Origin of the sequence: Dickeya fangzhongdai, assembly GCF_002812485.1 — a bacterium.
GTDB lineage: Bacteria > Pseudomonadota > Gammaproteobacteria > Enterobacterales > Enterobacteriaceae > Dickeya > Dickeya fangzhongdai.
The window spans coordinates 2,618,008-2,643,716 of record NZ_CP025003.1 but is presented as its reverse complement, the minus strand read 5'-3'; the positions used below and the strand labels follow the sequence as shown (position 1 = coordinate 2,643,716).

The following is a 25,709-nucleotide window of genomic DNA, read 5'->3' as shown; positions in this document are numbered from 1 at the left end:
TGAGTTAAAATGTTGTTACAGATCACTCGGGTTGGGATTGATTATGCCACTTAAAAAATATCTCGGGAGTGACGTTTTGGAAAAAATCTGGTTAGCGCGTTATCCGGCGGATGTCCCCGCGGAAATTGACCCGGATCGCTACGCTTCGCTAATCGAGTTGTTTGAACACGCGGTGGCGCGTTATGCCGACCAGCCCGCCTTTATCAATATGGGCGAGGTGATGACCTTCCGTCGGCTGGAGGAGCGCAGCCGCGCTTTTGCCGCTTACCTGCAGCATCAGTTGAAACTGAAAAAGGGCGATCGCGTCGCGTTGATGATGCCGAACCTGCTGCAGTATCCGATCGCGCTATTCGGCGTCCTGCGGGCCGGTCTGGTGGTGGTCAACGTCAATCCGCTGTATACGCCGCGCGAGCTGGAGCACCAGTTGAAAGACTGCGGTGCTTCGGCCATCGTTATCGTCTCCAATTTTGCCCATACGCTGGAAAAAGTGGTTTACAACACCCCGGTGAAACATGTGATCCTGACCCGCATGGGCGATCAACTGGCGCCGGCCAAAGGCACGCTGGTCAACTTCGTGGTCAAGTACATCAAGCGTCTGGTGCCGAAATATCACCTGCCGGACGCCATTTCGTTCCGTCAGGTACTGCAGCAGGGCAAACGGATGCCGTATGTGAAGCCGGAGGTGAACAATCAGGATCTGGCGTTCCTGCAATATACCGGCGGCACCACCGGCGTCGCCAAGGGAGCGATGCTGACTCACCGGAATATGCAGGCCAATCTGATGCAGGCCAGAGCGGCTTATGGCCCGGTATTGCAGGAGGGACAGGAGTTGGTGGTGACGGCGCTGCCGCTCTATCACATTTTTGCACTGACGGTGAATTGCCTGTTGTTTGTCGAAATCGGTGGAAAAAACCTGCTGATCACCAACCCGCGCGATATTCCCGGCATGATCAAAGAGCTTACGCACTACCCGTTTACCGCCATTACCGGGGTGAATACGCTGTTCAACGCCTTGCTGAATAACGCCGCGTTTAGCCGGCTGGATTTCTCCACGCTGCGGCTGTCGGTAGGCGGCGGCGCATCGGTGCAACAGGTGGTGGCCGAGCGCTGGGAAAAACTGACCGGCATTCATCTGCTGGAAGGCTATGGATTGACGGAAAGCGCGCCGCTGGTGGCGGGAAATCCGTATGATCTGCAACATTACAGCGGCAGCATCGGCTTGCCGGTGCCGTCCACCGATGTGCGTATCGTCAATGATGACGGTCAGGATGTGGCGCCCGGCGAACCCGGCGAATTGTGGGTGCGCGGCCCTCAGGTGATGTCCGGCTACTGGCAGCAGCCTGCCGCGACTCACGACGTGCTGAAAGAGGGCTGGCTGGCGACCGGTGACATTGTCACGGCGGACGAGCAGGGGTTCCTGAAAATCGTCGACCGTAAAAAAGACATGATTCTGGTGTCCGGCTTCAATGTTTATCCCAATGAAATCGAGGAAGTGGTGGCGCGCCATCCGAAGGTATCCGAAGCGGCGGCGATTGGCGTGCCCAGCGAAACGTCGGGCGAAGCGGTCAAAGTTTTCGTGGTGTGCCGCGATCCCTCGCTGACGGTGGAGGAGCTGATCAGTCACTGCCGTCGTAACCTCACCGGGTATAAGGTGCCGCGGCTATTCGAATTCCGCGCCGAGTTACCGAAGTCCAACGTGGGAAAAATTCTCCGGCGTGAGCTGCGTAATGAGCAGTCAGCCGCCTGAAGGTTGCCTGTGGTAGCCATGACGGGTATGGTGGGGGCCTGCCTGCTGAGCACCACAGGACAACATCGCCTTTCGCGTCAAGCCATTACCTGCCCTGATGGAGCGGTCTGACCCGCGTGATGTTGATTGTCCGCCATGAATATGTTCCATGCCCCGGCCGCGGTTGCCGCACCGGGGCGCAACCAAGAGAATACCGTTTTGAATTATCAGTTGATTACTACCGATGAAGGATTATCAGCGGTGTGCGCGCAGGCGTGCGCAGTGCCTGAGGTGGCGTTGGACACCGAGTTTGTCCGTACCCGCACCTATTATCCGCAACTGGGGCTGATTCAGTTGTATGACGGTGACAATCTGTCGCTGATCGACCCGTTGGCGATCGGTGACTGGGCGCCGTTTCGCGCGCTGTTGCAGAACCCGCAGGTGACCAAGTTTCTGCATGCCGGCAGCGAAGATCTGGAGGTGTTTCTGAATGCGTTCGGCTGCCTGCCGTCGCCGTTCATCGATACCCAGATTCTGGCGGCGTTTCTGGGTAAGCCGTTGTCCTATGGTTTTGCCGCGCTGGTGGCGGATTACCGTCAGGTCACGCTGGATAAAAGCGAATCCCGCACCGACTGGCTGGCGCGTCCGCTCAGCGAAAAACAGTGCCAGTACGCCGCGGCGGACGTGTTCTATCTGCTGCCGGTAGCCAGAACGCTGGTGGAGGAAACCCGTACCGCGGGCCGGTTGGAAGCGGCGCTGGACGAGTGCCTGTTACTGTGCCAGCGCCGTCAGGAGGTGCTGGCGCCGGAATTGGCGTATCGGGAGATTGGCAATGCCTGGCAACTGCGCGGCCGTCATCTGGCCTGTTTGCAGAAACTGGCGGCGTGGCGTCTTAGTAAGGCGCGGGAGCGCGACAGTGCGGTCAATTTCATTGTTCGGGAAGAGAACCTGTGGCAAGTGGCCCGTTGTCTGCCCGGTTCGCTTGGCGAGCTGGATTCGCTGGGGTTGAGCGGGCCGGAAATTCGTTATCACGGCAAGACGCTACTGGCGCTGGTGGCGGAAACCGCAGCGCTGAGCGAGGCGGATTATCCGCCGCCGGTGGTCAATCTGATCGACTATCCCGGTTATAAGAAAGCGTTTCGCGACATCAAGGCGCTGGTGCAGCAGTGTGCGGAGCAAAGCGGATTGTCGGCCGAATTGCTGGCATCCCGGCGGCAGATTAACCGATTGCTGAACTGGCACTGGAAACTGACATTGCCGGAGAATGAACCTGAAATGGTAACCGGCTGGCGTGGCCGCCTGTTTGGACCAGGTCTGAAAGATATTCTGGCGCATTACTGATATCGACATGCCGCCCTTGCAGACAAGGGCGGCGGCCGCAACCGTTTCCTGCTGGAGCAGGGGAAACGGTGATTACTTATCGGCGGGCGTCGTGGGCTCGTCGGCTTCCGGCAAGGTGACGTTCAGTTCCAGCACGGAAATGTCGTCGCCTTTCTGTTCCAACTGCACCGTCACCATTTCCGGGTCAATCTGCACGTATTTGCAGATGACTTCCAGAATATCGCGCTTCAACTGCGGCAGGTAATGCGGTTCACTGTCCCCACGGCGTCGCTCCGCGACAATAATCTGTAGCCGTTCCTTGGCGATATTGGCTGTCGTTTTTTTGCGGGACAAAAAGAAATCGAGTAACGCCATGATTTACCCCCCAAAGAGTCGTTTCAGGAAGCTTTTCTTCTCTTCCTCGATAAAACGGTAAGGCCGTTCTTCTCCCAACAGACGATCCACGGTGTCCTCATAGGCTTTGCCCGCATCGGCGTCTTTGTCCAGAATGACCGGCTCGCCCTGGTTGGACGCACGCAGCACCGACTGATCTTCCGGGATCACGCCGACCAGAGGAATGCGCAGAATTTCCAGCACGTCCTCCATGCTCAGCATGTCGCCGCGGCTGACGCGGCCCGGGTTGTAACGGGTGAGCAGTAAATGCTCTTTGATCGGCTCCTGGCCCTGTTCGGCACGGCGCGACTTGGAGGACAAAATCCCCAGGATTCGGTCGGAGTCGCGTACTGACGACACTTCCGGGTTGGTGGTGATGATGGCTTCATCCGCGAAGTAAAGCGCCATCAACGCACCGGTTTCAATACCGGCGGGGGAATCGCAGATAATGAAGTCGAACTCCATGTCAGCCAGATCCTTGAGTACCTTGTCCACGCCTTCACGGGTCAGGGCTTCTTTATCGCGGGTCTGCGACGCCGGCAGGATATACAGATTTTCGGTACGCTTATCTTTTATCAGCGCCTGATTCAGGGTGGCGTCGTTCTGGATGACATTCACAAAGTCATACACGACCCGGCGCTCACATCCCATGATCAGGTCGAGGTTACGCAGACCGATGTCAAAATCGATGACAACCGTCTTCTTACCTTTTTGGGCTAAACCGGTAGCAATGGCCGCGCTTGAAGTGGTCTTGCCAACGCCCCCTTTACCTGAAGTAACAACAATGATGCGTGCCATAAATAATTCCTTTCAAGGGCCTAGTCTAGAGGTTGTATGGTCAGAACATGGTCGGGCGGACTGAGTTTCAGGCGCGCCGCCTTCCCGAAATAGTTTTCCGGTATCTGATCGCTGAGCCAGTAACGCCCGGCGATCGACACCAACTCGGCGGCCAGATGGGTGCAGAAGATCTGGCTGCTGACATCGCCAGAAACCCCCGCCAGCGCACGGCCGCGCATCATGCCGTAAATATGGATATTGCCATCGGCAATGACCTCGGCACCGGCGCTAACATGGCTGGTAACGATAAGGTCACAGTCGCGGGCGTAAATTTGCTGTCCGGAACGAACGGGGGTATTGACCACCCGGGTTTTAACCGGCACGGCGACCGGCGCCGGCGGTTGAGTCGCCCGGCGTTCCTTGCCTTCGCGCAACAGCGGGAGCCCCGCTTTGGCGATAGATAGCCTGAGTTGCTCATCATCGCACCCGCTTACCCCCACGACCCGCAGACCGGCGGCGGTAATCGCCTGCTGGAGCTTAATCCAGTCAGCGTCAACGGGCAGCGCCGAGACATTGACGACTACCGGCGCGTTTTTAAGAAACGCCGGCGCCTGTTCGATTTTTTCCTGCAGGGCCTGGTGAATAATATCGGGCTGCGCATCATGCAGATGAACAACGGATAAGGTAAAGTTGCTGCCTTTCAACTCAATTGGCGTTTGTGACATCTGTCCTGACTCAGTTTCAGCATCTTTAAATCCCCAGAGTAGCATTTAAGGCATGATATTCCAGAGCGCTTCAAGCATGTTATAGTCACATGAAAATACAGGCAAGACACCATTCCCCTAGTTCAGAGTAAAAAACATGTATTGTGTGATCTACAGAAGTTCCAAACGCGATCAAACATATCTCTATGTCGAAAAAAAAGACGATTTTTCCCGCGTGCCTGACGAACTGATGAAAAGTTTCGGCCTGCCGCATCTGGTGATGTTATTACCGCTTGATGGCAGGAAAAAACTGGCGTCAGCGGATATTGATAAAGTAAAACAGATGCTTATTGAACAGGGTTTTTATCTGCAACTGCCGCCGCCGCCGGAAAATCTATTGGATGAACTGCAGGCAAGTGTAAAAAAATAATACCCGAATTATTTTTCAGATAATGTTCGCTGCCGCGACGGGAATTGGCCGCTGTTTTTTAATACAGGGGTGTCAGAAATAAACCGGGCAATGGTTTAATCCTGTTCATGCTATTTTCCCAATACTGATTTATATACAGGTATATTCGTCGCAGCGATTAAATAAACGAATTTTCATCCACCCCGCGTAATTCCTTTCTTCGGCCGGCGTATTGATAGCGGTCGCAAAAGGTAGCACGGGGGTTATGATAAATTTCGGATACCGTTGTTCATCAATCGCGCTTACTTTTTTGATAGCGATGCCGGTATGATGGGCAAGCCGAGTCTGTCATGACAGGCTGGCGCCATCCGCTAACAGAAGGTCAGGAGAGGGTACATGTATCAACACAGAGACTGGCAGGGCGCATTACTGGATTTTCCGGTTAACAAAGTGGTATGCGTCGGCAGCAACTATTCCGAGCACATTCGTGAAATGGGCAGCGCCAAATCGGCGGAACCGGTTCTGTTCATCAAGCCAGAAACCGCGTTGTGCGATTTGCGTCAGCCGGTGGCGATTCCTAAAGAGCTGGGTTCGGTACACCACGAGGTTGAACTGGCGGTGTTGATCGGCACGCCGCTCAAACAGGCTAATGAAGAACGGGTTGCCAGAGCGATTGCCGGTTACGGCGTGGCGCTGGATCTGACGCTGCGTGATTTGCAGGCCGGGTTCAAGAAAGCCGGGCAACCGTGGGAAAAAGCCAAAGGGTTCGATGGTTCCTGTCCGGTATCCGGGTTTATCCCGGTGGCGGAATTTGGCGATCCGCAGCAGGCGGAACTGGGCATTAGCATCAATGGCGAAGTGCGTCAGCAGGGGAATACGCGTGACATGATCACGCCGATTCTGCCGCTGATCGCTTACATGAGCCGCTTTTTCACCCTGCGCGCCGGCGACATCATCCTGACCGGTACGCCGCAAGGGGTGGGGCCGCTGCAGCCGGGCGATGCATTAACCATCACGCTCAACGAGCGCACGCTGACAACCCACGTTATCTGAGTATTCTGTCACCGCTCGCGGCGTTGCCGCGGGTGGTATCCCGCCGCATCCCCCTTTACAATACACAGTCAGATACAATACACAGTCAGATACAATACACAGTCAGACGCCCTGTTTATCATCATCGGAATTGCAGTTATGACTCAAAAACCCTTTTGGGAAACCCAAACCCTGGAGCAAATGTCGGACGACGAGTGGGAAGCGCTTTGTGACGGCTGCGGGCGTTGCTGTTTGCACAAGCTGATCGATGAGGACACGGACGAACTCTATTTCACCAATGTGGCCTGTAATCAGCTGAATATTAAAAGCTGTCAATGCCGTAACTATGCGCGCCGGTTTGAATACGAGCCGGATTGCATCAAGCTGACGCGGGAAAACCTGTTGTCGTTCGACTGGTTGCCCGAAACCTGCGCTTACCGGTTGATACACGAAGGGAAAGGCCTGCAACCGTGGCATCCGTTGCTGTCTGGCTCGAAAGCGGCGATGCATCAGCAAAGGATCTCGGTGCGCAACATCGCTGTGCGTGAAAGTGATGTGATGGATTGGCAGGACCACATCCTGAACAAGCCGGAGTGGGCCAGATAATTCGTTGTTTATCGCCGCTCTGGCGACGGCTGATTTGCTCGACTCTGCTGCTTTTGACGGGGGAGGATAACAGCTAAAACCGGGCCGGCGATAGCCTGACCCGGTTCAGGACGCTTTTACCGACCGAACAGGTCGCGGCGTTTGGGGCGGAAAGGTTGGGCGATCAGCACCAGTACGGCGACCAGCAGGTAGGCGCCGAAAATCACGATCATCCACTGCGGCATTTCCAGACTCAGGAAACTCCACTGGCGCTCGGCGCAGTCGCCGGTGGCGGTGAAAATCGCCGGCAGCCATTTGTCCAGCGGCAGCCAGGACGGGAAACTGACAAAAAAGTCGCAGGTGACGAACGGCGACGGGTGCAACTGAATATTGGTGTGTTTGATGGCCAGCGACAGTCCTTCCCAGGCACTGTAAATCCATAACCCGATTGCCGGATAGCGCAGCAGCGTACCGGGGGCAACGGCGCCCACCAGACCGGCGGCCATCACGCCGTAGAGCGCGGCGCGCTGATAGATGCACAGTACGCAGGGCTTAAGCATCATCACGTACTGGAAGTAGAGGGCAATCAGTTCAAAAGCCAGTGCCGTGAACGCCATCAAAAGCCAGGCGCCCCGACCGCGGGAGCAACGGTTCAAAAATCGCAACATAAAAAATATTCCATGCTAAAAACGATAGTATGGGCAGTGATAACCGTGCTCGCTGCCCTCATTGAATCTCTGATCCGGATGAACTGACGTTTCTTGCGGCGGCGCCAGTGACGCCTGTACCGCTCGGAATCTGCATCAGTGCCTGAGGAGATTCTGCTGTGCCAACAAATACTCTGCTGTTTTTAACGCTTTCTATGAGGGATCGCCAGTTTCATGGCGAAATCCGCCCCTTACTATACACGATTTATGCTGGTGCATGACGGTATTGATCAATGAAGTGTCCGCATCATCTTATGAGAGCACAACACGATGATAAATAGCGGAAAAGCTAAATAGGGCATGGAGAAATGATCGATACGGCGGCAGGGCATCGGAAAAAGTGAAAATAAAACCCCGCGCGCCCAAAAATCGGCACCCGCTTGGGGTGGTGCGGATATCCAGCAGCCTGCGGTAAGTACAAGCAGCAATAGCTGTTTGATAAACGCAATTCCCGTTATCATTGGAAACCGGCAATGACAAAACTTTTATATTATTGGCAACGTCATGCCATACTTGATCTGGATTGATCAAGCCAGTGAAAATAGCCTCCGGCGCCAGCAGATCCGCCGGGTTACGACAGGCCGTATTTCAGGGCATGCCCAGAATGAAAATAAACCCGACGACCGGCCGACGGCAAATGCGTTAACCGAAAGAACAGCAGGTGATTGATAATTAGAAATAATAGAATGGCTGGCTTGTACCCGTTCGGAATGTTGCCAGGAACGTTTTTCAGAAGAATGCGGTTGAAGTGGCGGATCCCGCACCGTTGGCTTTCTTCTTTAACGTTAATTTAATTTAACAATCGATGTGTGTTTAAAGAAAATTACCGTAAAGCGGGGCATATTCGCGTTTGTCTGGCAGGAATTGTCTTTAGTCACAGTTTTTATATCGAATTAAGATTTTCAGGTCCTGCTATGCTATGTGATGTAGGGTTCGTTTGGTATGATGATGTTGACTTTCACTAGTAAACATCGCTACGGAATATAAACTTATGGTTATAAAGGCGCAAAGTCCGGCGGGATTCGCGGAAGAGTACATTATTGAAAGTATATGGAATAATCGTTTTCCCCCGGGATCCATTCTGCCTGCGGAACGGGAGTTGTCCGAGTTGATCGGGGTCACGCGCACTACGTTGCGCGAGGTGCTACAGCGCCTGTCCCGTGATGGGTGGCTAACGATTCAGCACGGTAAACCGACCAAAATCAACAACTTTTGGGAAACTTCAGGGCTGAATATTCTTGAAACGCTGGCCCGGCTGGATCACGACAGCGTTCCTCAATTGATTGACAACCTACTGGCGGTGCGCACCAATATCGCCGGGATTTTCATTCGCACCGCGATTCGTCTGCACCCGGCTAAATCGGTCGAAATACTTAAGCTGACTGAATCAGTTAAGGACACATCGGATGCTTACGCCGAACTGGATTACAACGTGTTCCGCGGATTGGCGTTCGCCTCCGGCAACCCGATTTACGGCCTGATTATCAACGGGTTGAAAGGGCTGTATATCCGCGTTGGACGCTACTATTTCTCCAATACGGAAGCTCGCAAAACCGCACTGGCGTTCTATCGCCGTCTGGAGTCGTTGAGCCGTGACGGGCTGTATGAGCAGGTTCCTGACGTGATCCGCCAATACGGCAAAGAGAGCGGGGCGCTGTGGCACAGCATGCAGAACACCATCCCACGTGATCTGGCCGAAGGCCGCGGTTAGCTGATAAAAAGCCCGGTTTATGAAAAACCGGGTTATAAAAAACGGGTAGCCATCTCAGCTACCCGTTTTTGTTGCTGGCGATCCGCCAGGGCGTCACAGGGCGGCGTTGCGTGGCGGGCAGCGATCAATCAGTTCGACACTGCCGTCCTCATTCATTTGCTCCAGCGTTACCTCAAATCCCCATAAACGGTACACATGTTTCATCACCTCATGGCTGCTTTTGTCCAGCGGTGCGCGATTCTGCGGCACATAACGCAAGGTCAGCGAGCGATTGCCGCGTAAATCCACGTTCCAGACCTGAATATTGGGTTCGATGTTGCTCAGGTTGTACTGGGAAGACAGTTCCTGACGGATCTTCCGGTAGCCTTTTTCATCGTGGATGGCGGCGATCTCCAGATAATTATTGCGGTCGTCATCCAGTACGGTAAACAGACGGAAGTCGCGCATCACTTTGGGCGAGAGGAACTGGCTGATGAAACTCTCATCCTTAAAGTTCTGCATCGCGAAGTGCAGGGTATCCAGCCAGTCTTTGCCCGCGATGTCCGGGAACCAGTAACGGTCTTCTTCCGTCGGCTCCTGACAGATACGCTTGATGTCCTGAAACATGGCGAAGCCGAGCGCATACGGGTTGATGCCACTATAGTAAGGGCTGTTGTACGGCGGCTGGTAGACCACGTTGGTGTGGCTGTGGAGAAACTCCAGCATAAAGCGGTCGGACAGTTTGCCCTCGTCATACAGATGATTGAGGATGCTGTAGTGCCAGAACGTGGCCCAGCCTTCATTCATCACCTGCGTCTGTTTTTGCGGGTAAAAATACTGGCTGATCTTACGCACGATACGCAGGATTTCGCGCTGCCAGGGTTCCAGCAACGGGGCATTTTTCTCCATGAAATAGAGCAGGTTTTCCTGCGGCTCATTCGGGAAACGACGGGCTTTTTCCGGCGATGTTTCTTGCTCGCGGCGGGGAAGCGTACGCCAGAGTTCGTTTACCTGGCTTTGCAGATAGGCTTCGCGGCTTTTTTGACGCAGTTTTTCCTCTTCCAGCGAGATTTTCTGCGGTCGTTTGTAGCGATCCACGCCGTAATTCATCAAGGCATGGCAGGAGTCGAGCAACTTCTCCACCTCGTCAACGCCGTGGCGCTCTTCGCATTGGGCGATGTACTGACGGGCAAACAGCAGATAATCGACGATTGAGCTGGCGTCAGTCCAACTGCGAAACAGGTAGTTGCCCTTGAAAAACGAGTTGTGGCCGTAACAGGCATGAGCCATCACCAGCGCCTGCATCGGCATGGTGTTCTCTTCCATCAGGTAGGCGATGCAGGGATTGGAGTTGATGACGATTTCGTAGGCCAGCCCCTGCTGACCGTGCTTGTAACGTTGCTCGGTTTCGATGAATTTCTTGCCGAACGACCAGTGGGCATAGTTGATGGGCATCCCGATGCTGGAATAGGCGTCCATCATCTGCTCGGAGGTGATCACCTCGATTTGGTGGGGATAGGTATCCAGACGGTATAGTTTGGCTACCCGGTCAATTTCATGCAGATAGACCTGCAGCAAATCGAATGTCCAGTCAGGTCCGTCACTCAGACGTTGTGGGCTCGTTACCCGCTCATCAGTCGATATAACCATCAGCGCACCCCTCACTATAACTGCCGCCACCTCATTGCGCCGGCATATTTAATCGTAGCTTACTTTGGGAAAAGTGATGTGAAATCGGTAGCTTGGATGAAGCCTTCGGGTGAAAAAACGGATGGCATGCTGCCAGCGCTACGCCTGATTGGCTGCACGTCGCCAATGTTTATCCTACGTTGCCGTGTTCACTCTCTCATAATAAATAAAAGCTATATCTGCAACAGATGACAATTAACGGCCAAATGTTAAAGTAGACTTTTATTTTGGTGTTTACGGCGTTAAGCAGCATATTCCGCGGGATTAGCGGAGGCAGTGGGGAGAACGGTAATAATGAAGGTGGTTGTTTTAGGGAGTGGTGTTATCGGCGTCAGCACAGCCTGGTATCTGGCGCAATCAGGACATGACGTCACCGTTATTGACCGGCAGGCTGAACCCGCGCTGGAAACCAGCGCCGCCAACGCCGGTCAGATTTCCCCGGGCTATTCTGCGCCCTGGGCCGCGCCGGGTATTCCGCTCAAGGCGGTTAAGTGGTTGTTTCAGCGGCATGCGCCACTGGCGATTCGCCCGGACTTTACCGCCACGCAACTGCGCTGGATGTGGCAGATGCTGCTGAATTGCGACAGCGCGCATTATCGCGTCAATAAAGCCCGCATGGTCAGACTGGCTGAATACAGCCGCGATTGCCTGCAGGCGCTGCGCGCCAAAACCGGTATTGCCTATGAAGGGCGTCAGGGCGGCACGTTACAACTGTTTCGTACCCCGCAGCAGTATGAAAACGCTTACCGTGATATCGCGGTGCTGAAAGAAGCCGGCGTACCTTATGAACTGCTGGAGGCCGATCAACTGGCCACGGTCGAACCGGCGCTGGCTGGCGTGCGTCATAAACTGTCCGGCGGGTTGCGCCTGCCGCACGATGAAACCGGTGATTGCCAGCTGTTTACCCGGCAACTGGCGACGATGGCGGCGGCGGCGGGCGTCACGTTCCGTTTCGACAGCGTGGTGCAGCATCTCGACGTAGACGGTCAGCGGGTCAGCGCGGTGTATTGCAACGGCGAAAAGATCACGGCTGACGCGTATGTCATGGCGTGCGGCTCTTATTCCCGCGGTCTGCTGGAAAAATGGTTCGACATCCCGGTCTATCCGTTGAAGGGCTATTCGCTGACCATCCCGCTGTCCAGCGAGGCGGGGGCGCCGGTTTCCACCGTACTGGATGAAACCTATAAGATCGCTATTACCCGCTTTGACCAGCGCATCCGTGTCGGCGGGATGGCGGAAATCGCCGGATTTGATCTTTCGTTGAATCAGAAACGCCGTGAAACGCTGGAGATGGTGGTGCGCGATCTGTACCCGGACTGCGGACCGGTGGAGCAGGCGACGTTCTGGACCGGATTACGGCCAATGACGCCGGATGGCACGCCGCTGGTCGGGCGCTCGCCGTTACACAATCTTTATCTGAACACCGGGCACGGTACATTGGGCTGGACCATGGGATGCGGTTCCGGTCAATTGCTGGCCGATATCATTTCCGGCAACACGCCGGCAATTGAATACGACGATCTCTCCTTCTCCCGTTATGCCTAGTCTGTAATTCCGATCGTTAGCTAACCGCCCCATTGGGGCGGTTAGGCTTATCAGTAAACCCTGTTAAAAAACCGTGAAACATAATGGGTGGAAACAACACGCCCCCGTTATCCGGTTGTCATTCAAACTTCCGTCTGGTTCTCACTCGCTTACTTTTTCATGAATAAATAATCCATCAGTTTATTCCCGGAGATGGAAAAAAGAAGCGGAATTGAAAAAATATGATTAATATCAGTTTGTTGGGTTATTCCTTTTCGGCATATTAATTGAAATTTTTTTGTAAATTTTTGTATTGTTTTTGAAAAGATGACGAATTAATATGTCGCCGATTATTACTGCATGGATGTGGTCTGCGTAACAGGACGTTGGCGGTTCCCGCTGTCATTCTTCTTTGCCTCTCCCTTCCAGCTTTTTCCTCGCCGTCGACCCCGACGGAAATACACAGCAGCCGATATCGCGGCAGCGTTTTGGCGCAAAAAATAAAAAACGGTACAGGTCTGTTCAACCGCGTTCGTTCCACACGATCTGAATGGGTTATGCAGGTGTGCCGTTAGGTTACTGGTTTGCCTTGTGCATTATTATTCAGGAGTTCAGGGATGAAAGCGGTGAAGACGTCGCAGCGGGTGCTGGTGTGGGTACTGGTGTGGCTGACGGGGCTGCAGCCGGTGCTGCCGGCGCTGGCGGCGGGGGTGACGGTGGCGTCGGGGAGCACGGCGCTGGAGGCGGCGGGCAACGGGGTGCCGGTGGTGAACATCGCCGCGCCGGACGCCGCGGGGCTGTCGCACAACCGCTACCACGACTTCAGCGTTGACAGCCGCGGACTTATCCTCAACAACGGCACGGCCCAGCTCAATCCGAGCCAGCTGGGCGGGCTGATACAGACCAACCCCAACCTGCAGGGCCGGGCGGCCGCGGCCATCCTCAACGAGGTGGTGTCGCCGAACCGCAGCCGGCTGGCGGGCTACCTGGAGGTGGCCGGTCAGGCGGCGAACGTGGTGGTGGCGAACCCGTACGGCATCACCTGCAGCGGCTGCGGCTTTCTCAACACCCCGCGTGTCACCCTGACCACCGGCACCCCGCAGTTCGACGCGGCGGGGCAGCTGAGCGGACTGGACGTGCGCGGCGGTGACATCCTGATAGACGGGGCGGGGCTGGACGCGAGCGGGAGCGACTACTTTGCGCTGATAGCGCGCACGGCGAGCCTGCAGGCGGGGCTGAACGCGCGCGACGCCCGGGTGGTGCTGGGGGCGAACCGGGTGGGCATGGACGGCGGGGTGACGGCGCAGCCCGGGGACGGGCCGTCGCCGGCGCTGGCGCTGGACACCGGGGCGCTGGGGGGCATGTACGCCCACCGCATCAGTCTGGTGTCGACGGAGCAGGGTGTGGGGGTGAACACCGCCGGGCTGAGCGCGCGGCAGGGGGACATCCGGCTGGCGGCGAACGGGCGGCTGCAGGTGGGCAGCGCGATAGCGCAGGGCGACCTGACGGCGCAGGGGGCCACGCTGGCGCTGCAGGACCAACAGCAGGCGCAGGGGGCGATTGCGCTGAGCGGGACGCAGGGCATCACCCTGACGGGCAGTCAGACGCGGGCGGGCCGGGACCTGACGCTGGCGAGCGACGGGCGCATTGCGGCGGACGGCGGGCGGCTGAGCGCCGGGGTGGGCGACGACGGGGCGGTGCAGCCGGGGTACGGGCTGACGCTGAGCGGGTCGGCGCTGGCGCTGGGGCAGGCGCAGCTGGCGGGCGACCGGGTGAGCCTGAGCGCCTCGGGGGCGGTGAGCCAGGCGGCGGGCGGGGCGTGGCAGGCGGGCCGCGTGCTGACGGTGAGCGGCGGGGCGCTGACGCTGGACGGGGACGCCGGGGCGCCGACGGTGACGGTGAGCGGCGGCGACGTACGCGGCGCGGGCCGCTGGCAGGCGACGGGCGAGCTGACGCTGGACGGCGCGGGGGAGATGCAGTGGGACGGGGCGCTGCTGGCGGGGAGCGGGCTGACGGTGAGCGCGGGGTCGCTGAGCAACCGGGGCACGCTGGCGGGCGGGACGGTGAGGCTGACGACGCCGGTGCTGGACAACCGGGGCACGGTGAGCGGGCGGCAGGTGACGGTGCAGACGCCGCAGCTGAGCAACCGCGGGACGCTGTCGGCGGACGAGACGCTGGCGGTGCAGGCGGCGGCGCGGCTGGACAACGGCGGGTCGCTGCTGGCCGGACGCGGGCTGACGATACAGGCGGGCGAGACGGCCAACCGGGGGACGGTGTCGGGCGGCACGGTGACGGTGACGGGGGACGGGCTGACCAACAGCGGCGCGCTGCAGGGGCGGGAGGCGGTGAGCCTCAATACCGTCGGGCGGCTGAGCCAGACGGCGACGGGGTCGCTGGTAAGCGGCGGCGGGATGACGCTCTCAACGGGCGACATGGACACGGCCGGCCAGCTGACGGCGCAGGGGCTGTCGCTGAGCGCCGGGCAGTGGCGCAACAGCGGGGTGGTGAGCCTGGACGGCACGCTGACGGCGACGCTGGACGGGCTGACCAACAGCGGCCAGCTGGCCGCCAACGGCGACACCCGGCTGACGCTGGGTACGCTGGATAACCGGGGCGTGCTGTCGGTGCGCGGCGCGCTGACGGTCAGCGGGGCCGACCTGTACAACGCCGGACAGTTGTCCTCACAGGGGGCGCTGACGCTGAGCGGCAATTACGACGGCGCGGGCAGCCTGAGCAGTGAGGGCGCACTGAGCCTGCGTGGCAACACCCTCACCAACGACGGCGGCAACTGGCAGGGCAAGACGATAGCGGTCACCGGGCAGCAGATGGACAACCGGGGCACGCTGAGCGGCGGTCGCGTCACGCTTGAAGGCGGGCCACTGACCAACAGCGGCACGGTCACCGGGGTGGAGGCACTGACGGTGACCCTGCCCGGCACGCTGAGCAACCGCGGGCGGCTGGAAGGGCAGACGCTGAGCGTGACGGCAGACCAGCTTGACAACAGCGGCACCCTGCTGGGGGTGGACGCGCTGACGCTGGCGATTACCGGCACGGCGCGCAACCGGGCGGACGGCCAGTGGCTGAGCAGCGGGCTCAGCCGGCTGACGGCGGGCGCGCTGGACAACCAGGGCCGCTGGCAGTCCGGCGCGATTGACGCCACGGCGGATACGGTCCGCAACGCCGGGCAACTGCTGGGGCTGTCGGCGCTGACGCTGACGACAACCGGCGCGCTGACCAACAGCGGCACCGGTCAACTGCTGACGCAGGGGGCGGCGGTGCTGAACGCCGCGGCGGCGGAGAACGACGGCGGGTGGCAGAGCGGCAGCCTGCTGCTGACGGCGGCCAGCCTGCGTAACGGCGGGCAGATACAGAGCGACGGCACGCTGACGGCGACGCTGGACGGGCTGACCAACAGCGGCCAGCTTGCCGCCAACGGCGACACCCGGCTGACGCTGGGCCAGCTGACCAACAGCGGCGGGGTATCGGTGCGCGGGGCGCTGACGGTGGATGGCCGTGCGCTGTACAACGGCGGGCAACTGGCCTCACAGGGGGCGCTGACGCTGAGCGGCAATTACGACGGCGCGGGCAGCCTGAGCAGTGAGGGCGCACTGAGCCTGCGTGGCAACACCCTCACCAACGACGACGGCAACTGGCAGGGCAGGACGATAGCGGTCACCGGACAGCAGATGGACAACCGGGGCACGCTGAGCGGCGGTCGCGTCACCCTTGAAGGCGGGCCACTGACCAACAGCGGTACCGTCACCGGCGTAGAGTCACTGACGGTGACCCTGCCCGGGGCGCTGACCAACCGCGGGCGGCTGGAAGGGCAGACGCTGAGCGTGACGGCAGACCAGCTTGACAACAGCGGCACCCTGCTGGGGGTGGACGCGCTGACGCTGGCGATTACCGGCACGGCACGCAACCGGGCGGACGGCCAGTGGCTGAGCAACGGCGCGGGCCGGCTGACGGCGACGGCGCTGGACAATCAGGGCCAGTGGCAGTCCGGCGCGATTGACGCCACGGCGGATACGGTCCGCAACGCCGGGCAACTGCTCGGCCTGTCGGCGCTGACGCTGACCGCCCGCGACACCCTCGCCAACAGCGCCACCGGCACACTGCTGACGCAGGGGGCGGCGGTGCTGAACGCTGCGGCGGCGGAGAACGACGGCGAGTGGCAGGCCGGCAGCCTGACGCTGACGGCGGACAGCCTGCGCAATGGCGGGCAGATACAGAGCGACGCTGACCTGACGGTCACCCTGCCTGACAACGTTCCACCGCGCACCCCGCTGAGGGCGGTGCGGCAGCTGGCGCAGGATGTGCAGGCGGTCAGCCTGCCGGCGGGCAGCCTGAGCAACACCGGCACGCTGGTCAGCGGCGGCGACAGCCGGCTAACCGGCCGTCGGCTGGACAACCAGGGCACACTGTCGAGCGGCGGTACGCTGTGGCTGACGGCCGGCGACACCACCAACGGCGGCCGACTGGAAAGCCGCACCCTGCAACTGGTCGGCAACCAACTGAGCAATGGCGGCACGCTGCTGGCGGAGCAGGGCGGCGAGCTGAACCTGACCGGTGCGCTGACGGTGGGCGAACCGGGCCGGCTGCTGAGCAACGGCGACTGGCAGGTGCAGGCCGGCGCGGTGACCAGCCTGGGGGGCTGGCAGGGGCGTAACCTGCTGCTGACGGCGGACTCGCTCACCAACGGCGGCACGCTGCTGGCGGCGAACGACGCCACGCTGACCCTGACGCAGGGCTACAACGGTGGGGCGGGCAGCCGGGTCGTGGGCAATGGCCGGGTAACCGTCACTGCCGACACGCTGACGCAACTGGGCGAGCTGGGCGGTGACCGGCTGCAACTGACCACCGGCACGCTGGAGAACGGCGGGCGGCTGGTGGGGCTGTCGCAACTGGAGGTGACCAGCCGGGGGCAGCTGACCAATACCGCCGACGGTGCGCTGCTGGGCAACGGTACCGCCACCGTGACGGCGGCGGCGCTGGACAACGCCGGGCAGATACAGGGGGACGCGCTGACGCTGCAGGCGGGGACGGTGGACAACGCCGGCCGGGTGCAGGGCACGTCGGCGCTGACGCTGAGCGGGGTGTCGCGCTATACCGGCGGGGCCGGCAGTCAGCTGCTGAGCGGCGGCACGGCGACGCTGGCCATCGACAACGCCGACAACGCCGGGCTGTGGCAGGCGGATGAACTGCGCGTTACCGGCGCCACGCTGACCAACGGCGGCACGCTGACCGGCCTGAACGGCCTGTCTCTTGACACCGCCAGCCTGACCAATACCGGGCAACTCAGCACCCAGGGGCTGGCGACGCTGCGCGGCCAACAGTTCGACAACGGCGGCACGCTGACCGCACTGGGCGGTTTTGACGCCCGCTACGGTGACCGTGTCACCAATCGCGTCGGCAGCCAGTTACTGAGCGGCGGCAGCGGCCGCCTGACCACCGGCACGCTGCTCAATCAGGGGCTGTGGCAGTCGGACCGGCTGACGCTGGAGGCGGCGACGCTGGACAACCGGGGCACGCTGCTGGGGGTCACCGACGGCGTGATACAGCTCACCGGCGCCTATCAGGGCGGGGCGGACAGCCGGCTGCTGGGCAACGGGGCGTTCAGCCTGACGGCGGCGACGCTGGACAACGCCGGGCAGATGCAGGCGCAGGACGTGACGCTGCGGGCGGCCCGCCTGCGCAATCAGGGCGGCATCAGCGGCGCCGGGCAGCTGAACGTCACGGTGGACAACCCGCTGGAGAACACCGCCGGGGCGACGCTGCTCGGCGGGGCGGTGTCGCTGAGCGGGGCGTCGGTCAGCAATGCCGGGCAGATACAGGGGCGCGGCGGGCTGACGGTACAGAGTGGCGGCGTGCTGGACAACCTGGGCGGCGGGCAACTGCTGTCGGGCGGGGCGCTGACGCTGACCGCCGCGCAACTGAACAACGCGGGCTGGGCGCAGGGCGCGGAGCTGCTGCTGAGCACCGCGCAGCTGGACAACGGCGGCACGCTGCAGGCGCAGAACGGGCTGACGCTGCACCTGCCGCAGTGGACCAACCGCGGGACGGTGCAGGCGGGGCAGCTGGACATCACCACCGACGGGGCGCTGGAGAACCGGGGCACGCTGCTGGGGCTGACGCGGCTGGCGCTGCAGGCGGCGAGCCTGACCAACGCGGACGGGGCACGGCTGTACAGCGCGGGGGACCTGCAGCTGCGTACCGGGCAGCTGACGCAGAGCGGTCAGCTGGCGGCGCTGGGCGACCTGCGGGCGGACCTCGGCAACCCGTTCACCCTGACGCGCACGCTGGCGGCGGGGGGACAGCTGACGCTGAACGTGACGGGCGACCTGGTGCAGGGGGGGACGCTGCAGGGCAACGGGGTGACGGTGAGCAGCACCGGCACGCTGACACAGCAGGGCCGCATCGTGGCGGGCAGTGGCAACAGCACGCTGTCGGCGGCGGCCATCAGCCAGACCGAGAGCGGGAGTATCCAGAGCGGCGGGCCGCTGAGCCTGCTGGCGAGCGGCGATATCACCAACCGGGGATTTATCGGCACGGCGGGCGACCTGCTGGTGCAGGCGGGGGGGCTGATAGACAACAGCAGCCTGCTGTACGGCGGGGGCAACCTGCAGCTGCTGTCGGCCGCGCTGGTGAACCGGTACGGCAACATCCTGGCGGGGAACAGCCTGTGGATACAGCGAGACGCGGCGGGCAATGCGAGCGACAGCGTGCTGAACAGTTCGGGGACCATCGAGACGCAGCGGGGGGATATCCGCATCAATACCGGGACGCTGACCAACCAGCGGGAAGGGCTGACGGTGACGGAAGGAGAGAGTATTACTGAGGCCGTACCTGACTGGGTAGGAGGAGAGCGTGTTGAGATCCCTATTACCTGGTTTAAAGAGGGCGACTTGGGTATAGCAGAATTCTATACCGGTTGTCTTCGGGGAGGAAAAGCCAGTGGCGCACGCTGTGGTGATTCAGCTGGGTATTTATTGGCCCCCTTTGCCAGGGCTGCTATTCAGAAAGTATCTCTTGCGAGTAAGTCAGTATCTGTATCAGCACAAGGCGGCGAGGCGAGAATTAATTCAGCAAATGATGCATTGATTACTTCAAATGTGTTGTTAAACGATGCCTCAACTATTTATGCACGCAACAATATCGTTTTATATGGAAGCAGCCTTAATAACAGGACTTATCAGGCGGGTGATGTAAAACGATATATGACATATATATATGATAGTGTTGAGTTTGTGTATGGAACATGGAGCTGGATTAATGATTTCGCTAACGATGATCAAAGTGTGTATGTCGGTGGTTATAATTCACCAATAACAAAGCAGCTTGATCTGGCAGAAAAATTCGGAATACAAAACAAACATTATTCTATCAATTATAAACCCCTCGGTGAGCCCACCACCGAACTTATTAACGGCCAGTCCTACACCGCCACCATCCAGGCCGGCGGCGCAATAGCCGCCAACTTCACCCAGAATATCAGCAACACCAATTTACAGCCGGGCAGCGGCGGCTTTATTCCCGCGCTTTCCACGCCGACGCTGGCCGGCGTGGGTGCGCCGACCCCGGTGGGGGCGCAGGCCGACCGCGGGCTGGGCGGGGCGCCGGGTAACGTCACGACGGCCGCCCTGGGCGGCGCCGGCAGCGTGGCGCTGGCCGGGCAGGCGGGCAGCCTGAATGCCGGTTACGGTGCGGTCACCCGCGATACCCCCACGTCCGCCGGCAGTCCGCTGACCCCGGTGGGTATCGGCTCCGGGCTGAGCGCCGCCGCCGGCGTGCCGGTGGCCGGGGCCAGCCTGACGCCGCTGTCGGCCCTGCCGTTCGGCCAACTGCAGGCGGCGCTGACCCAGGGGCTGACGCCGCTGTCCGGCCCGTCGCTGACCGACTACCCGCTGCCCACCAGCCAGAACGGGCTGTTCGTGGCGGATACCGCCAGCGACAGCCGCTACCTGATACGCACCAACCCGACGCTGAGCCGGCTTGGCCAGGTGGACAACGGCCTGTTCGGCGACCTGCGCGGCCTGCTGGGCCAGACGCCGGGCACCACGGTGCCGGTGGAGCGCAGCCCGACGCTGACCGACCCGACGCAGGTGCTGGGGTCGTCCTACCTGCTGGGCAAACTGAATCTGGACGCGGAGCACGACTACCGTTTTCTGGGCGACGCGGCGTTCGACACCCGTTATATCAGCAACGCGGTGCTGAGCCAGACCGGGCAGCGCTACCTGAACGGGGTGGGCTCGGAGCTGGCGCAGATGCAGCAGCTGATGGACAACGCGGCGGCGGAGAAAAGCCGGCTGAACCTGCAGCTGGGGGTGAGCCTGACGCCGGAGCAGGTGGCGGGGCTGAGCCACAGCCTGGTGTGGTGGGAGAACATCACGGTGGGCGGACAGACGGTGCTGGCGCCGAAGCTGTATCTGGCGCAGGCGGATAAAACCAACCTGCAGGGCAGCCGCATCGTGGCCAACAGCGTGAACCTGGGCGCGGGCGGGGATATCGACAACCGGGGCAGCACGGTGACGGCGGTGGAGGCACTCAACATCGCCGGCGGCGGCACCCTGAGCAACCGTGAAGGCGGGCTGCTGAGCACCGGCGGCGCGCTGAACCTGGTGGCGCTGGGGAACCTGACCAACAGCAGCGCGACGATACAGGGCAACCGGGTGACGCTGGCGAGCGTCAACGGCGATATCGTCAACACCACGACAACAGACCAGTGGCAGTTTGAATCCAAAAATGGACGCGAACGATTAAACCACACGGACATTGGTCAGACGGGATTGATTAGTGCACAGGGTGGGCTGACGCTGCAGGCGGGGCACGATATCGCGCTGAACGGGGCGCAGCTGAGCGCGGGCGGGCCGCTGCAACTGGCGGCGGGCAACGACATCCGACTGACGGCGCTGACCACGGTGACGGACACGGTGCGCGAGGGCGACGGGGCTACCACCGAACGTCGTCGTCAGGGGCTGGTGCAGAGTACGCTCGCCAGCGGGGGCGAGCTGAGCCTGAGCGCGGGACGTGACCTGAGCAGCACGGCGGCGCAGCTGAGCGCGGCGGGGACGCTGGCGCTGTCGGCGGGACGGGACCTGAGCCTGCTGTCGGCCAGCGAGGAGCAGTTCAGTTCGAACGCGTGGACGCGGCATCTGGACTGGCAGCAGACGGTGACGCAGCAGGGGACGGTGCTGAATGCGGGCGGGGGGCTGAGCCTGCGGGCGGGTCAGGACCTGACGCTCGAGGGGGCGCAGGCGGAAACGCGTGGCGCGCTGACGGCGCAGGCGGGACGGGACCTGAACCTGCTGTCGGCGACGGAAAGCCGGCATGATTTTTTTGAAGAGACGACGGTGAAGAAGGGGTTCCTGTCGAAGACCACCACGCACACGCTGCGGGAAACGGCGCAGACGACGGAGAAGGGGACGCTGCTGTCGGGGGGCAGCGTGGCGCTGACGGCGGGGCATGACATCGGGGTGCAGGGCTCGGCGGTGGCGGCGGACGGTGACGTGACGCTGACGGCGGGGCATGACATCACGACCGCGGCCAGTGTGGAGCGCTACCGGCAGTATGAGGACGTCAGTCGCAAGAAGAGCGGGGTGTTCAGCGGGGGCGGCATCGGGTTTACTATAGGCAGCACATCGCTGCGCCAGACGCTGGATACCGCCGGGACGACGCAGAGCCAGAGCGTCAGCACGCTGGGCAGCACCGGCGGGTCGGTACGGCTGAATGCCGGGCAGGATGTGGCGCTGACGGGGACGGATGTCATTGCGGCGCGGGACATTGATTTGAGCGGGCGTAATGTGTCCGTGACGCCGGGGCATGATATCCGCCGCACCACACAGACGATGGAGCAGAAACAGAGCGGTCTGACGATTGCGCTGAGCGGTAGCGTGGGCGGCGCGCTGAACAGTATGGTGGAAACCGTGCAGGCGGTGAGCCGGGAGAGCGACAGTCGGCTGAAAACGCTGGCCGGGGTGAAAGCGGCGTTGAGTGCCGGACAGGGCGCGCAGGCCACAAGGTTAGCGCTGGCGCAACGGGAAGGAGCCAGCGCGAAGGCGGCGGCGGGCGGAGGTGAGGACAGCGCCCAGCCGCAGGCGGTCGGGGTGAGCATTTCGTACGGCAGCCAGTCCTCCTCCTCGCAGCAGACCCGGACGCAGGACACGGTATCCGGCAGCAGCGTGACCGCCGGCGGCAACCTGCGAGTTCATGCGACCGATGGCGATATCACGGTGGTGGGCAGCCAGTTAAAAGCGGGTCAGGATCTGACGCTGGCCGCCACGCGGGATATCCTGCTGTTGTCAGGCGCGAATACGCAGCACACCGAAGGCAGCAACCAGAGCAAGGGCGGCAGTATCGGGGTCAGTATCGGCGTCAGCGCCTCGGGGAGTTTCGGGTTGAGCGTGAGCGCCAGCGTCAACGCGGCGAAGGGCAACCTGCGCGGCGATGGGCTGACACACACGGAGTCGCTGCTGGAAGCGGGCCGGACTGCGATATTGAGCAGCGGACGAGACACCACCCTGCAGGGGGCGCAGGTCGATGCCGGGGCGATAACCGCGCGGGTGGGACGTGATCTGCTGGTGCGCAGCGAGCAGGACAGCGACCGTTACGACAGCAAACAGCAGAGTGTCAGCGCCGGGGTGACGATACCGATTTACGGCGGCGGTGGCGGAGCCAGCTTCAGCTTCAGCCGTGACAAGGTGCACAGCAACTTTGACAGCGTGCAGGAGCAGTCAGGACTGTTTGCCGGCAGTAACGGGTTTGATGTCACGGTGGGGAACCACACGCAACTGGATGGCGGGGCGATAGCGTCCACGGCGAGTGCGGAGCGGAACCGGCTGGAAACCGGGACGCTGGGCTTCAGCAATATCGACAACCGGGCCGAGTACAGCGCATCCCACACCGGCGGCGGGTTCAGCACCAGTGCGCCGGTGGGGCTGCAAGTGCTGAGCAACGTGGGCGGCCTGATGCTGGCGGGGGCGAACCAGAGCGGCTCGTCGGCGGGGACGACGTATGCGGCGGTGAGCGACGGCACGCTGGTCATCCGCAACCCGACCGGGCAACAGCAGGACGTGAGCGGTCTGAGCCGGGATACGGCGGGGGCCAACAGCGGTGCGCTGAATCCGATATTCGACAAGGAGAAGGTGGAAAGCAAGCTGCGGCAGGCGCAGCTGCTGTCGGAAATCGGTGCGCAGGTGCTGGATATCGCCTCGGCGGAAGGGACGATAAACGCGACGAAAGACGCCAACGCCGGGCTGGCGGCGACGTCGGCGGAGAAACGAAGGGAGAAGGCGGCGTCGCTGGCGCAGGCGTCGCCGGATAAGGTGATAACGCAGGATGACGTGACGCAGGCGCTGTATCAGGATTACTACCATGCGTCATTGAATGCGTCGCCGTACCGCACGGGCGGGCCGGTCCGTCAGGGGATACAGGCGGTGACGGCGGCGTTGCAGGGCGTGCTGGCGGGAAATGTGGCGCAGGCGGTGACGGGTGCGGCGGCGCCGTATCTGGCGGAGCAGATCCACAAGGCAACGACGGATGCGAAGGGCAACACGGATGTGATGGCGAACACCATCGCGCACGCGTTGCTGGGCGCGGTAGTGGCGGAGTCGGGCGGGAACAGCGCGCTGGCGGGTGCGGCGGGCGAGGCGGGGGGAGAGCTGGCGGCACGGGCGTTGCTGGAGGCACTGTACCCGGGCAAGAAGCCGGACGAGCTGAATGAAGACCAGAAGCAGTTGCTGAGTACGCTGTCGACGATAGCGGGTGGTCTGGCGGCGGGCGTGGCAGGCAATAGCGGCACGGACGCGGTACAGGGCGCGCAGTCGGCTCAGGTGGCGGTGGAGAATAACCTTTTGTCTGCCAAACGCAGTCAGGAGCGTTACGAGAAACTGGCTGCCTGTAATGGCGACAAAGCTTGTGTTGCGGAGGTTCGTCGGGAGTTTGGGCCGGAATCGGATGAACAGCGGCAGCGGGTAGAAACCTGTTCCAGCGCGGCGGACTGTTACACAGTTGAGCAGGGGCTGAAGTCCATGCGTGCAGAGTACAGCCAGCAGGAAGCGGCACTGGCAGAAAAAGCACGTACACAAGGGGTTGGCTCGTTAAGCGAGGCGGAGCAAAAAGAGTGGATTGCAGCCCGTAGCGCTTTGACGGAATTGGATTCACAGATAAACCTGTCGTTGCATCGTGCGCAGACAATGGGTGGTTCGGCGGAGGTCTCGGCGGAAATCACCAATGTGATGGGCCACGCAGCGATCGCATCGGCTGCGGGAGTTGCCGGAGGGATTTCCAAAGCAACATCTAAAGAGTCAGTTACTACTGGGCAAAATAGCCCTATTGTACCGGGTGGGGGTTTAGCTGCTCATGAAGCAGCGGGCGGTCATTTAATTGCTAGACATGTTGGACAAAGTGATGAGCAACTTGCTACCCGATTGGCTAATGATCCTAAGGTTCGGGTTGCGTCAACTTTCAGTGATAGAGCAGTTGCAGAGTCAGCGATATCTAACGCGATTGGTGCTAACCAAAGTGCAATAGGTTCGTTCATGAAAAGTAATAATAATCAGGTTGTTATTAAATATTCGTCACCGACTGTCATTGGTTCTAGTATGACTAGAGGTAGTACCTCATCTCAACCAGTGTCCAATGTCACAGTCGTTATTAGAAAAGATCCGACAATGCCTGATGGCTACAGGATACATACGGGATACCCAACTCCATGATGTTAGATTTTTCAGAGCTAGAACAACTGCTAGGTGCTTACTTTAATCAGGATTGGGATTTAGACCATCCAGATGCAGATGGTGTAATTAGGTTTTACAAGCAAGATGTAGGTAGCGAAAGCATTCCTGCTTTAAAGCAACAAATATTGTACCTGATGAACTCTGATAGTACTGACGATGAGCTTCAGACACTTTTATTTGAAAAAATGGGATGTTGTTATTATTACCCTAGCGAATGGGAGTCATCTAAAAAATGGTTACAGCATATTGTTACTATTTTGGATGAGAAGTAATTGTTATTACAGAACTGGTAATGGGGGAATGGCTTACTAATCCCGCCCTTGTGAAGTTAACCCTGAAGGTTGGTCACCCAACAAGTAGGGTTTTACGCTTCAATCCCCCCGCCGCCCTTTAGTCTGAGCCGCGGGGTTGCCTGAAAA

General features: G+C 60.4%; 14 protein-coding genes. 9 read left to right on the top strand and 5 right to left on the bottom strand.

Features of this window, described 5'->3' with window-relative positions; all coding sequences use genetic code 11:
• The first annotated feature begins 76 nt into the window (after positions 1-76).
• Positions 77-1,747 (top strand): long-chain-fatty-acid--CoA ligase FadD, encoded by a 1,671-nt coding sequence (fadD, locus tag CVE23_RS11805; protein WP_038919152.1) that lies wholly within the window; start codon positions 77-79, stop codon positions 1,745-1,747.
• 198 nt (positions 1,748-1,945) lie between these two features.
• Positions 1,946-3,067, top strand: a complete 1,122-nt coding sequence (gene rnd / locus CVE23_RS11800; RefSeq protein WP_100850458.1) for a ribonuclease D — start codon at positions 1,946-1,948, stop codon at positions 3,065-3,067.
• 72 nt (positions 3,068-3,139) lie between these two features.
• Here rnd and minE read toward each other — a convergent pair whose 3' ends face one another.
• From minE to minC, 3 genes are read right to left on the bottom strand one after another with little or no spacing between them, the layout of a single operon-like run.
• A complete protein-coding gene (minE, locus tag CVE23_RS11795; RefSeq protein WP_033570808.1) occupies positions 3,140-3,421 on the bottom strand; it encodes a cell division topological specificity factor MinE in 282 nt (93 codons plus the stop codon).
• Between the two features lie 3 nt (positions 3,422-3,424).
• On the bottom strand, positions 3,425-4,237 hold the full coding sequence (gene minD, locus CVE23_RS11790) for a septum site-determining protein MinD (protein ID WP_038658412.1): 813 nt from the start codon (positions 4,235-4,237) through the stop codon (positions 3,425-3,427).
• Positions 4,238-4,257: 20 nt separating this feature from the next.
• Positions 4,258-4,941, bottom strand: coding sequence for a septum site-determining protein MinC (minC, locus tag CVE23_RS11785; RefSeq protein ID WP_100849603.1), 684 nt, complete (start codon positions 4,939-4,941; stop codon positions 4,258-4,260).
• A 136-nt stretch (positions 4,942-5,077) separates the two neighbouring features.
• Here minC and CVE23_RS11780 point away from each other — a divergent pair, with 136 nt between their 5' ends.
• The 3 genes from CVE23_RS11780 (at position 5,078) to CVE23_RS11770 (ending at position 6,967) form a co-directional block, all read left to right on the top strand.
• Entirely contained in the window at positions 5,078-5,350 is a 273-nt protein-coding gene (locus tag CVE23_RS11780; RefSeq protein WP_013318040.1) for a YcgL domain-containing protein, read from the top strand.
• 375 nt (positions 5,351-5,725) lie between these two features.
• On the top strand, positions 5,726-6,382 hold the full coding sequence (locus tag CVE23_RS11775) for a fumarylacetoacetate hydrolase family protein (RefSeq protein WP_038658419.1): 657 nt from the start codon (positions 5,726-5,728) through the stop codon (positions 6,380-6,382).
• 138 nt (positions 6,383-6,520) lie between these two features.
• The gene (locus CVE23_RS11770) at positions 6,521-6,967 is read left to right on the top strand and encodes a YcgN family cysteine cluster protein (RefSeq protein ID WP_022633724.1); all 447 of its coding nucleotides are present in this window, start codon (positions 6,521-6,523) and stop codon (positions 6,965-6,967) included.
• 116 nt (positions 6,968-7,083) lie between these two features.
• On the opposite strand, the gene dsbB is transcribed toward CVE23_RS11770, so the two are convergent.
• The gene (dsbB, locus tag CVE23_RS11765; RefSeq protein ID WP_100849602.1) at positions 7,084-7,614 is read right to left on the bottom strand and encodes a disulfide bond formation protein DsbB; all 531 of its coding nucleotides are present in this window, start codon (positions 7,612-7,614) and stop codon (positions 7,084-7,086) included.
• A gap of 1,030 nt (positions 7,615-8,644) precedes the next feature.
• Between dsbB and fadR the strand changes: the two genes are divergently transcribed.
• The gene (gene fadR, locus CVE23_RS11760; protein WP_038919150.1) at positions 8,645-9,364 is read left to right on the top strand and encodes a fatty acid metabolism transcriptional regulator FadR; all 720 of its coding nucleotides are present in this window, start codon (positions 8,645-8,647) and stop codon (positions 9,362-9,364) included.
• Between the two features lie 93 nt (positions 9,365-9,457).
• On the opposite strand, the gene CVE23_RS11755 is transcribed toward fadR, so the two are convergent.
• On the bottom strand, positions 9,458-10,993 hold the full coding sequence (locus CVE23_RS11755; protein WP_100849601.1) for a SpoVR family protein: 1,536 nt from the start codon (positions 10,991-10,993) through the stop codon (positions 9,458-9,460).
• A gap of 333 nt (positions 10,994-11,326) precedes the next feature.
• Here CVE23_RS11755 and CVE23_RS11750 point away from each other — a divergent pair, with 333 nt between their 5' ends.
• The 3 genes from CVE23_RS11750 (at position 11,327) to CVE23_RS11740 (ending at position 25,562) form a co-directional block, all read left to right on the top strand.
• Positions 11,327-12,577, top strand: a complete 1,251-nt coding sequence (locus tag CVE23_RS11750) for a D-amino acid dehydrogenase (protein WP_038919147.1) — start codon at positions 11,327-11,329, stop codon at positions 12,575-12,577.
• Positions 12,578-13,173: 596 nt separating this feature from the next.
• Positions 13,174-25,269 (top strand): hemagglutinin repeat-containing protein, encoded by a 12,096-nt coding sequence (locus CVE23_RS11745; protein WP_100849600.1) that lies wholly within the window; start codon positions 13,174-13,176, stop codon positions 25,267-25,269.
• Positions 25,266-25,562, top strand: coding sequence for a contact-dependent growth inhibition system immunity protein (locus CVE23_RS11740; RefSeq protein WP_100849599.1), 297 nt, complete (start codon positions 25,266-25,268; stop codon positions 25,560-25,562). The genes CVE23_RS11745 and CVE23_RS11740 overlap by 4 nt, the downstream gene beginning before the upstream one ends.
• The last annotated feature ends 147 nt before the right edge of the window (positions 25,563-25,709 follow it).

Coding starts and splice junctions, on each gene's coding strand:
- minE (WP_033570808.1), bottom strand. CDS start 3,421: ATGGCGTTACTCGATTTCTTTTTGTCCCGCAAAAAAACGACAGCCAAT.
- minD (WP_038658412.1), bottom strand. CDS start 4,237: ATGGCACGCATCATTGTTGTTACTTCAGGTAAAGGGGGCGTTGGCAAG.
- minC (WP_100849603.1), bottom strand. CDS start 4,941: ATGTCACAAACGCCAATTGAGTTGAAAGGCAGCAACTTTACCTTATCC.
- CVE23_RS11780 (WP_013318040.1), top strand. CDS start 5,078: ATGTATTGTGTGATCTACAGAAGTTCCAAACGCGATCAAACATATCTC.
- CVE23_RS11775 (WP_038658419.1), top strand. CDS start 5,726: ATGTATCAACACAGAGACTGGCAGGGCGCATTACTGGATTTTCCGGTT.
- CVE23_RS11770 (WP_022633724.1), top strand. CDS start 6,521: ATGACTCAAAAACCCTTTTGGGAAACCCAAACCCTGGAGCAAATGTCG.
- dsbB (WP_100849602.1), bottom strand. CDS start 7,614: ATGTTGCGATTTTTGAACCGTTGCTCCCGCGGTCGGGGCGCCTGGCTT.
- fadR (WP_038919150.1), top strand. CDS start 8,645: ATGGTTATAAAGGCGCAAAGTCCGGCGGGATTCGCGGAAGAGTACATT.
- CVE23_RS11755 (WP_100849601.1), bottom strand. CDS start 10,993: ATGGTTATATCGACTGATGAGCGGGTAACGAGCCCACAACGTCTGAGT.
- CVE23_RS11750 (WP_038919147.1), top strand. CDS start 11,327: ATGAAGGTGGTTGTTTTAGGGAGTGGTGTTATCGGCGTCAGCACAGCC.
- CVE23_RS11745 (WP_100849600.1), top strand. CDS start 13,174: ATGAAAGCGGTGAAGACGTCGCAGCGGGTGCTGGTGTGGGTACTGGTG.
- CVE23_RS11740 (WP_100849599.1), top strand. CDS start 25,266: ATGATGTTAGATTTTTCAGAGCTAGAACAACTGCTAGGTGCTTACTTT.